The organism is Nocardia fusca NBRC 14340 (assembly GCF_001618425.1).
Taxonomy (GTDB): Bacteria; Actinomycetota; Actinomycetes; order Mycobacteriales; family Mycobacteriaceae; genus Nocardia; species Nocardia fusca.
Genome location: NZ_BDCU01000069.1, coordinates 52,347 through 62,146 on the forward strand (window position 1 = coordinate 52,347; position 9,800 = coordinate 62,146).

8 protein-coding genes are annotated in these 9,800 nt (G+C 63.9%); 5 read left to right on the forward strand and 3 right to left on the reverse strand.

Features of this window, described 5'->3' with window-relative positions:
* Positions 1-130: 130 nt before the first annotated feature.
* Positions 131-1,201, reverse strand: coding sequence for a tyrosine-type recombinase/integrase (locus NF4_RS37320; protein WP_198165591.1), 1,071 nt, complete (start codon positions 1,199-1,201; stop codon positions 131-133).
* 1,227 nt (positions 1,202-2,428) lie between these two features.
* Between NF4_RS37320 and NF4_RS34885 the strand changes: the two genes are divergently transcribed.
* The 5 genes from NF4_RS34885 (at position 2,429) to NF4_RS34905 (ending at position 8,126) form a co-directional block, all read left to right on the forward strand.
* Positions 2,429-2,863 (forward strand): hypothetical protein, encoded by a 435-nt coding sequence (locus NF4_RS34885; RefSeq protein ID WP_063131660.1) that lies wholly within the window; start codon positions 2,429-2,431, stop codon positions 2,861-2,863.
* Positions 2,864-2,923: 60 nt separating this feature from the next.
* Positions 2,924-3,925: a tyrosine-type recombinase/integrase gene (locus NF4_RS34890; RefSeq protein ID WP_232330794.1), complete on the forward strand. Its 1,002-nt coding sequence runs from the start codon at positions 2,924-2,926 to the stop codon at positions 3,923-3,925.
* A 20-nt stretch (positions 3,926-3,945) separates the two neighbouring features.
* On the forward strand, positions 3,946-4,425 hold the full coding sequence (locus tag NF4_RS34895) for a DUF2637 domain-containing protein (protein WP_063131662.1): 480 nt from the start codon (positions 3,946-3,948) through the stop codon (positions 4,423-4,425).
* A 13-nt stretch (positions 4,426-4,438) separates the two neighbouring features.
* Positions 4,439-5,647, forward strand: a complete 1,209-nt coding sequence (locus tag NF4_RS34900) for a tyrosine-type recombinase/integrase (protein WP_198165592.1) — start codon at positions 4,439-4,441, stop codon at positions 5,645-5,647.
* Between the two features lie 184 nt (positions 5,648-5,831).
* Complete coding sequence (locus NF4_RS34905; protein ID WP_198165593.1) at positions 5,832-8,126, forward strand: tyrosine-type recombinase/integrase; 2,295 nt, start codon at positions 5,832-5,834, stop codon at positions 8,124-8,126.
* 19 nt (positions 8,127-8,145) lie between these two features.
* Here NF4_RS34905 and NF4_RS38345 read toward each other — a convergent pair whose 3' ends face one another.
* Entirely contained in the window at positions 8,146-9,081 is a 936-nt protein-coding gene (locus NF4_RS38345; protein ID WP_157120762.1) for a hypothetical protein, read from the reverse strand.
* A partial coding sequence (locus tag NF4_RS38350) for a Fe(II)-2OG oxygenase family protein (RefSeq protein WP_232330795.1) occupies positions 9,078-9,800 on the reverse strand: 723 nt, incomplete at its 5' end. The genes NF4_RS38350 and NF4_RS38345, both read right to left, overlap by 4 nt.

Genomic DNA, 9,800 nt, shown 5'->3' on the forward strand with positions numbered 1-9,800 from the left:
GATTCTAGGCGTACCGAAGTAGCCGTTCACCAAGCAAGCCCAGATTGCCGCGACGCCTCGCGCGGTGGACTCCCGGACGTCTTCGAGCCACATCCGGAACCTCCACAGTCCCTGGATCGCACACGACCGTCTACACAGCTTCGGCACCATGCCTCTCGGATATTGATCCAGCGGCCGTACCCCCTTCTCGTTCCATAAATCCGATCCTGCCCATACCAGGCGCAAGGGGGTGAGGTTGTCCGGTCACTGCCACAAGCGCTTCAGCACACTCCACTAAGGATGCTTTCGTGTAGATCGGGGTTGCGGTCGTCCCAGGGTCCTGGTGTGCCGCGTATCTCCGGGCCACAGCCTCTCCATACGTGCGTTCAACAAAGGTCAGGGTAGTGTGCCGCAGCCAGTGCACGGTCACACCTTTCGCTTCTGCCCAAGCGAGATGCTGGTGAAACCGGCCGTGGAGGTTGTCATAGCGGCGATCGGTAATCGGTTTCCCGCCGCGAGTTCTCAGCACCTGATGTCCCGGAGCTCCGGCACCACGCCGGTCGACATGCTCGAGCAATCGCAACATGAGAAGCGGCGAGATCGGATGCCAGGTATCAACCCCACCCTTGTGGTGCAGCAGAACAGTGCAATCGTCGACGCTGAGGTCATCGACACGCAACCTCAGGGCTGCCCGGCGACGACAAGCGGTCTCGACATGTAGGCGCACAATCAACGCGTCCAGTTCGCCATCGTTACCGGTTTCGGCAGCAACGCGCCCCAGCTCGGACACTTGCTGGGGGGTCAGCGCATGGCGAGTGCTCTCCAGCTTGCGTGGCATCGGTACCTTCGCTGCGGGATTCGACGCTGGCGCGATCAAGCCGTCCATCTCGGCCAATCGATACAGCCGCCGTACACCATGCAGGAAGTTTCGGGCCGCAGCGTTACCCCCGCGCCAGTTCGACCTCACTACCGCGCCGGCTTTGTACCGGTTCATCAGCTGCAAAATCTCCGTGGGAGTTGGCTCGTCCAAGGATCGTGAACCCCATGCTTCACGTAGCACGCGCCAGCAGGCTCCATAGGATTCCCGCTGCGCTCCGGACTCTGCTTCGAGCATCTGAGGGATGAACTCGTCAAAGGTCGGAGCCTTCGCCACGACTGGCTCAGCGGCGTCCCGGACCACCGTCAGCCCCAGCCGGGAAACAGCCTGCAGCAATTCGGCCACTTCGGAGTCCCGCATCATCGGCGCCGACCAAGGCCGGGGGTGTATCCACACAACGCTGCCGCCAGGGCGCGCGGCGGATATACCCTGAGCACCTCGTCGTCCAGCGAGGCGGCCAGCAATACTCGGTCGCCTGCGTACAGTCCGATGCGGTTACGGATCCTGGAAGGCAGGACGACAAAACCGGACTTCGGCGTTCGGCGGCCGTGCCGCGAACGTCGTATGACGACCAGCCCGTGCTGCACCTCTATCGATACCGTCTGCCCGGGAGTCCAACCGAGTTGGCGTACGGTGGACCGGGCGGCGAGCCTGCCTCGCTCATCAATCGAGGTGACCGAGCAATGGAGTTCGCCACACTCCGGTTGCGCCGAGATCGCTGGATACAGGAAGTCCGCCGCCAAGCTCGCAGGCGGCAACTTCTCTGAGGCACTCGCCTGGTAAAGGCCCTCATCAAGTCGCTCGGGCGAGCTCATGCCCCACTCTCCAGCCCAATCAGAAGCCCCACACGGACACACTGATCGGAGAACAGACTTCTTCGGCGCAGCCTCATCCACATATCGGCATGCCCAGATTTCCTCGGCATCAGGCAGTGGACGACCTTGACGCTTGGGCAGCTGATCCCTGTACGAGCAGCTACCGAGGTCCCACCAAGGATGTGGCTCGCATATCCGCAGTATGAGAAGCCCCGGCCTCGGACCGGAACCGCTAGCGGATCGCAGGACAGTCTGGATGTGACCAGAAACGGACAGACAACTGAGATACAAGACAAAGCACACCGCTTTCAGCCCTGTCAGCTCACGTCCCCAAATCAAGCATACACGCTGCAATCCGGGCCGGTAACGCCGAAGGGCAGTAGACAGTCGCGCGACACAGCGTTGATGTTCCGCTGCAGACTCGATCCCCCGCACCGAATGCAACCCTCTGTTCAGACCGGCGTCGCATCATCCCAAGAGTGCCATCTCCTCATCACTTGACATCCCCGCCAAAAGTTTCCGCCTGTTTCACCCAAGGAAACGTTATGTAGTCCCCCCTCGCGCACAAAAAGGTGGTGAACGCACCCCCTCCGACCGAAAGGTGTTCAAGTACCACTTGAACACCGTCTGGAGGATCTGTGTTCGCCCGTGTCCGCCTTCGTTATTGCGCCGCTGAACTGCGGCGATATGTTGGCCGCAATCTACTCCCCGTCCGCCTGGTAGGGGTTGTTTTCACCACCTTCGGCGGTGGTTCCCGGTGATCGCACCTGTGATTCCGCCGCAGACACCGTGGCAGGAACAGGTCCACGGGCCGGACCCAGCACGGCGGGTGCCGCCGGTCGCCGATCGCGATGTGTGGGTCGGTGTGTCGAGAGTCGCCGAAGGCGGGCGGGTCACCGACAAACCGTTGCTGGACCGGCTGGGCTGGACGGCCCCGCTGCGCCTCGCAGTGGAGTACCGGGAGCCAGGCGTGCTGCTGGCCCGCCCTGACACCGCCGGTGCGGTGCGAGTGTCTCCGTCAGGGTATTTCCGGGTTCCGTACCGGTTGCGGCGGCCGGTGTTCCTCTCAATTGGCGACCGGGTGCTGCTGTTGAGCCGTCGCGGCGCGGACCGACTGCTGATCTGTCCTCCCACCGCGCTGGCGCAGTTCTTCGCCGAGCAGTTGGCCGGTTTGCAGGGGCAAGGCCGGTGACGGCCGCCGGAGGCGGCGGTACGGGAGAGACCGGGGGCCGAGGCTCTGGCTGCTGCGCGGGTGGTGCTGGCACAGATGGGCATCTCCCCCGCCGATCTCCCCGCGCGGCCGATCCAGGTACCGACGTTCGCCGAGGTGATCCCGCAGGTTCGAGCCACCCTCATCCCGGGGACGCTGCGTACCTATAACACTCACTTCGCTCGTCTGTTGGACCGGTGGCCCGATCGCCGCCTCGACGAGCCGGGCGTGGCCGAACTGCAAGCCATGGCGGTGGAGGTCGCCCGCAGCGCGGCCACGAACCGAGCGTCCCGGGGCGGGCGCGGCGCCGGCGAGAATTTCGTGGCCGCGGTGCGATGCCTGTACCGGTTCGCCGAGAACCGTTGGATCTCCCCTGCCGATAACCCGGCCCGCCGGATAGAGAAACCGGGCCGTCGTGCGTCGCAGCGGTTCGCGATCCCGGCGCCACAGCTGGCCGAGATTTGCCGTGTCGCGGCGATGACCGGCACAGATCCGGAGCTGGATTCGCTGATTCTGCGGCTGGTCACCGAAACCGCCTGCCGCCGCGGTGGCGCGCTGGCGTTGCGGCCGAAAGATCTGGACCCGGACCAGTGCCTGGTTTACCTGCGGGAGAAGGATGCAAGTGACCGCTGGCAACCGGTATCCCCCACGCTCATGCGATATCTGCTCACGCACGCCGCTGAGCGCGGTAGCCCGCCCGAGGGGCAGTTGCTGCGATACAGCAACGGCCGCCCGATCACTTCCCGCCGCCTCGATCACCTGTGGAGGCGACTTGGCCAGGAACTACCGTGGGTCGCCGCCCAAGGCATCAGTACGCACTGGTTGCGCCACACCACGTTGACGTGGGTCGAGCGCACGTTCTCCTACGCGGTGGCCCGCGCCTACGCCGGCCACGACAGCAGAGCCAATGGTGTCACCACGACCTATGTGAAAGCCGACATCACCGAAGTGGCCGCCGCGGTCGCGGTACTGACCGGTGAACCACACCCCCTGGCCGACCACCAGACGAACAGCACCCCGGCCCGGTGGTCACCTGCCCCGTGACCGCAGAAGGGAATTGCTCTGTGCCCACCTCCAACACAACCAGCAACGAATCAACCACAGCCACCGATGAGCAGTCACCTCACGAACCGACCACAGGCCCCACCCCTGCACGCGGTCCCCGTGCGCACGGGTTCTTCTGGTCGGTACTCATCGCCGCCGCGGCAGTCAGCATCACCGGCAACGCCCTGCACGCGCTCCTACACGCGACCGCGTTGCCGGTGCTGGCGGCTGCAGTAGCGGTCATTCCGCCGTTGGCGCTGCTGGCCGCGGTCCACGGCGTCGCGCTGCTGCTGCGTGCGCACGCCCGCGCACGAGGCACCCACCTTGTCGCCACCGCGATGACCGCACTGATCGCAGCCGGTGCGTTCTGGCTGTCGTTCACCGCTCTGCGCGCGCTCGCAGTCACCGCCGGGATACCGGCCGGGGAAGCATGGCTGTGGCCGCTGATCATCGAAGGCTCCATTCTGTTGACTGCACCAATCCCTTGTCCCTTGCGGTAACGAAGGAGTTGGTGTGTCGGTGGATGGCGATCTTCGTAGGTCTGTGATCGGTGGGTTGGTCGAGCTTCCCCGGGTCGGTGCGGTGGTCGCCGGGCCGGGGAAGCTTCCGCCGTTTGTGGTGGTAGACGCGGGGCAGCGGCCGGTGGAGCCTGCAGTGGCTTATCTGCGGGATCTGGCGTTGAGCGATGTGAGCCCGTTGACGTGTAAGAGCTACGCCTACGACCTGCTGCGCTGGTTCCGGTTGCTGTGGTTGTTGGAGGTGGGCTGGGACCACGCGACCGAGGCGGAAGTGGCGTTGCTGGTGGGGTGGCTGCGGAATGCACCGAATCCGCAGCGGGTCCGGCGCCGGGCCGGGGCCCCAGCGGCCGGGACGGTAAACATCCGGACGGGGAAACCCCTGCTGAAGGCGGGCTACGCGCCGCGGACGATCAACCATTGCCTATCGGTGGTCTGGGGTTTTTATGCCTATAACGGCAGCTTCGGACGCGGCCCGGTCCTCAACCCGGTGCCGGAGTCGGCCGAGCGCCGCCAGGCGCTGCGGCACCTGAGCCCGGCGGAGCCGAAACCGGTGGTTCGGCGTGCCCGATTGCGGCAAAAGGTGCCGACAGCTGCGCCGCGGTCGATCCCTGACGACCGGTGGGAGGAATTGTTCGACGCGATGCGCAACGACCGGGATCGGGCACTGCTGTTGTTCTACGTGTCGAGCGCGGCGCGGGCCAGCGAGCTGCTGGGTATCGGACTGCACGATATCGACTGGGCCGGGATGCGGATCTGGGTGATATCCAAGGGGACCAGGGCACGCCAGGACATCCCGGCCGATCCGCGGGCGTTCATCTACCTCGCCCGGTATTTCGAGGCCGAAGGGCTGCCGGTTGCGGACGAGCCGGTGTTCCGGACACTGCGCGGAGAGTCCCGGCCGGTGACCTATTGGGCGTTGCGGCGGATCCTGCAGCGCGCCAACGACCGCCTGGGCACGAACTGGACCTGTCACGACCTGCGTCATACCGCGGCGACACGACTGGTCGGTGATCCGGAATTGACGCTGGTCGAGGTCCAGCGCATTCTGCGGCACGCGAATCTGGCCACGGTGAGCATCTACACCCCGGTGCGGGTGGAGGACATGTTCGATCGGCTCCAGCAGCACTACGCCAGACCCCGGCCGCAACCGTCCTATCCGGCCGGCTACGCCGCCGACGATGTCGCGGTGGTGTTCGGTGCCTGACACTTCCGCAGCCCGGGAACGCTCGGAGCCACCGATGGCCTACAGCGCGCGCCATCGACACCCGCAGCGAATGAAACAGTTTGGTCCGAAAACTGATTCACGCTTCACTCCGGGACTCGCCCAAGCGCCGGCACCGCGCCCGAGCACTCCGCCCGGGCAGTTCGGTAACCTCACCGCGGCTCCGGTGGAGCAGATTGTCGATGCCTACCGCCGAGGCTGGCCGGACAGCTCGAAGTTCATCCACCAGCGCACGATCGCGGGACTTCGACAGGTACTCGATCACCTGGTCGAGTTCCCCGGTCAGAACTGGCAGCAGCGATGGGAAGCGGCCGGACTGAACGAGCGTCACCCAGCGTTGAACCAGATCTTGGTTCCGGACAGCCGCTCCCATCGACGCGAGCAGGTCACCGCTGGGCTGCGAACTGTGTTCTGCATGAGGGTCGTTCAGCCGTCGGTGGTGGGGTTCCGGTCGAACCGGTTCGGTGACTACGCGGAATCGTTCAGGCTGGCTCAGCAGGATCGGCTGCTGGAGCGATTCTTCGCCGAGGTCGACGCGCGCACTCAGGTGCCGTTGCGACATCGGCGTCACGCATTGTTCGATATCTGTTGCGCACTGACCACCCAAGGCATCGCGATGGCCGATCTGACGCCGGCCGCGCTGCTGCACTACGCCGTGGAGAACCGGCGTCACGGCACCGCGATCGCGAGCCGGGGCCTGCCGGGCAAGCTGGTCTGGCAGGTCCTGCACGAGATGGGGCATTTCCCGCCGTCGACGCCACCGACGATGCGCGCCGCCCTGACCCACGGGCAGCTGAGCATGACCCAACTCGTCGACCACTACCAGGTCCGGAATCCCGGCGTCCGGGATCTGCTGATCGAATACCTCACCCGCCGCAACGCCGAAACCGACTACAACACCATCGTCAGCATCGCCCGCTCCCTCGCTGGATACTTCTGGGCCACCATCGAGTCCATCAACCCTGCCCAGCGCTCGCTCGAGATCGACCGCGCCACCTATGAGCAATGGCGCGAGACGATCAACTGGCACAACCCGGTCCCCGGAAAACCACCCCGGCGCCGCAAGGACTTCCACGGGATTCTGGTGCATGTCCGAGCCTTTTACGCCGACCTCCACAGCTGGGCGGTCGAAGACCCCGGCACCTGGGCGAAGTGGGCGGCACCCTGCCCCATCCCCTACGGGGAGTTGCGCGGCTACAACCAGCGCAAGCGCCGCGTCAAGGAACGCACCGACCAGCGCATCCGCGTCCGTCAGCCACTACTGCCGACCCTGGTCGAATACGTCGAAACCCGCTACGAACAGGCGCGAGCATTGCTGAGCGCCGCACCGGCGATCGAACCTGACGACGACCGAACTCCGAGGCGGTTCGTCCACGACGGCCGCGAATACGAGCGCCTGGTCACGCGCACCGACCGCCTCAGCCCCGACCACATTCCAGTCCGGCTACGCGACCTCGCCACTGGCGAGGTTTTCAACCAGACCCGGCGCGAGGACAGTTGCTTCTGGCGCTGGGCCGTGGTCGAAGTGCTGAGACAGTCCGGCATCCGGATCGAGGAACTCTGCGAACTGACCTACCTCAGTATCCGGCAATACCAACGCCCGAGCGGTGAGGTGATCGCCTTGCTGGTGATCGCCCCGTCCAAAACCGACCGCGAACGAGTGATCCCGATGCCAGCGGAACTGTTCCACATCATCGCGCAGATCCTCCGCCGCCACACCACCGACAAGCAGCCGGTTCCCCTGATTTCCCGCTACGACCAGCACGACCGGGTCTGGACCGAACCGATGCCACATCTGTTCCAACGCCGCTACGGCCACAGCCGCCGAGTCCTGTCCGCGGTGACCATCCTGACCTGGCTCAAAGACACCTGCACCGAGATCGCAGCAACCGACCCCGCATTCACGGGCATGCACTTCACACCACACGACTTCCGCAGGCTCTTCGCCACGGACCTGGCCAACAGCGGCCTGCCCATCCACATAGGCGCCGCCCTGCTCGGCCACCTCAACCTCGAAACCTTCCGCGGCTACGTCACCGTCTTCAACGAAGACATCGTCCGCCACTACCAAGCTCACCTCGACCGCCGCCGCCAACTGCGACCGGACGAAGAATACCGGCAGATCACCGACACCGAATGGGACGAATTCCAACAGCACTTCGACCGACGCAAGGTCGAGCTGGGCGGTTGCACACGACCATACGGTTCACCTTGCCAGCATGAGCACTCTTGCTTGCGCTGCCCAATGCTCGCCATAGACCCGAAAATGCTGCCCCGGCTCGACGAGATCGAGGAAGACCTGCAGGCCCGCCGAGTACGCGCCGAGCGCGAGAACTGGCTCGGTGAGGTTGAGGGCATCGACCTCACCCTCACCTACCTGCGGCAGAAACGAGAGGAGACCAAGCGGCTGGCACGCGTCGCACCGGTCGGACTCGGCATGCCGGTCATAGCACCAAGGTGACCGGAGTTCAGCGAGAACATCAGTCGTTGCCATACTCCGCCTCGTCGGGCCAATCGTCCATGTCTTCCGGATCAAGTTCGACGGTGAACGCGTCATCGGTCAGATCTGTGGCTGCGATTAGTTCGGATCTCTCAAGAACGAGATGGCATGTCGGGCAACTGAAATAGTCGGGAGCTATATCCACTTCTGCAATCGTTCCGACGAAGTGGTCCCGCTCGTCGGCGCCGTATTCGGTGACACGCCGATCGACGATTTCTTCACCCTCCAACCACCCGCCGTTCCCGCATGCGGGGCAATCTGTGATAGTTCGGTAGGCCATTATGGGTGACCATTGCGATGCTGACTCCCACTTGGCTTGTTCTGGTCCGCTCATCCGACCATCGCGGAAACGAGTCAAAGATTGCTTGGCAGCAGAGATTCGTGCCATCACCTGATTTTGAACATTCTGTCTGTTCCGCGCGAGATGTTCCTCGACTGTATCGGTTCGATCTCCTCCGACGAGCATGGAAACATCGCTGCCCTGCGCAGCAAGAAGAATGTCGATCTGAGCCCAGAACTGCGGCCACCACGCATGTGCCGGAATCCTAGTGATACCCAACGCGGCACCGTGGAGGTACTCGTTTCTACCGTTTGAGATCTTGGAAGCCTCCTCCGCACTGAAAGGCCGGAACACTCGCTCACACCGCTTAAAGATCGTTGATGCACGCGCGGTTGTGAAGTGTGTCTCACCCTCGATTAAGCCAGCAGCTTTCAGGACGTGAGTTCCGTCGTCGGTCGGCTCAGCCACCAGGGTGGGCGAGACCTTGCACAATGCCGCTTTCGCCAGCAATTCGAGCGCGAGGGCAGCCCACAGTTGCTTTTCATCTTCAGTCCGATCATCGGACGGGTCCATCGCTCGGTTAATGAACAGCTTTGCCTTGACCCAAAATTGCTCGTAGCCGTATGGCATTGTCACTTCAGAATCCTTGTCTTGTAAGCGATTCTGGTGAGCTCGCGCTCTTCGTTCTCGGCTGCTTTCGCCCGGCCATGCAGAACAGCGCGGTTGTGGACGAAGAGCAGTGTGTCCGGGGTGTCCCATCGGTGTTCGTGGACATCGCCATAGGTGGTAAGCAGCGTCCAAGCGTCCCGCGCCCGCTTGTCTGCTGGAGCCATGCAATGGGGATCGAATCGCAATCCGCAGTCATCCACTGCCGTCGCCAGGAACGTCTGCCGTCCGCTTCCCACGAAGAACACGCCGTGTTTCACGGCATGTGAATGCACGATCTCGAACCGCGGCTTCCAGATCCGCGTTGGAGTCGAGTTCGGCGTGGTCGAGTGCATCACCACAATGTCGGGAACCGAATGAAGATGCGCGCCATCAACATGGAGCGCCTGTTCGTCCAGACCAGTTATGGCGCTGATCGACTGCGGGGTGGCGTCACCTCTTGTGTTCGGTCTGAGTCGGGAGATCGCCGGATCGCCACGTCTGGTCGCTACCGGCTCCCAGCCGCTCGCACGCGCAAAACTCTGGAAGTAGAAAAACGGAATCGTCGAGGACGCCCACCCAGATCTGCGGCAATCGGCGATTAGCTGGGTCAGAACGTCATCGGGCGATCTGGGCATGGATACTCCTTCGATCAGGAGGGGTTGGAGGACTGTATCGCGCCCCAGGAGGGCTGCTTCCAGCGCACCTTT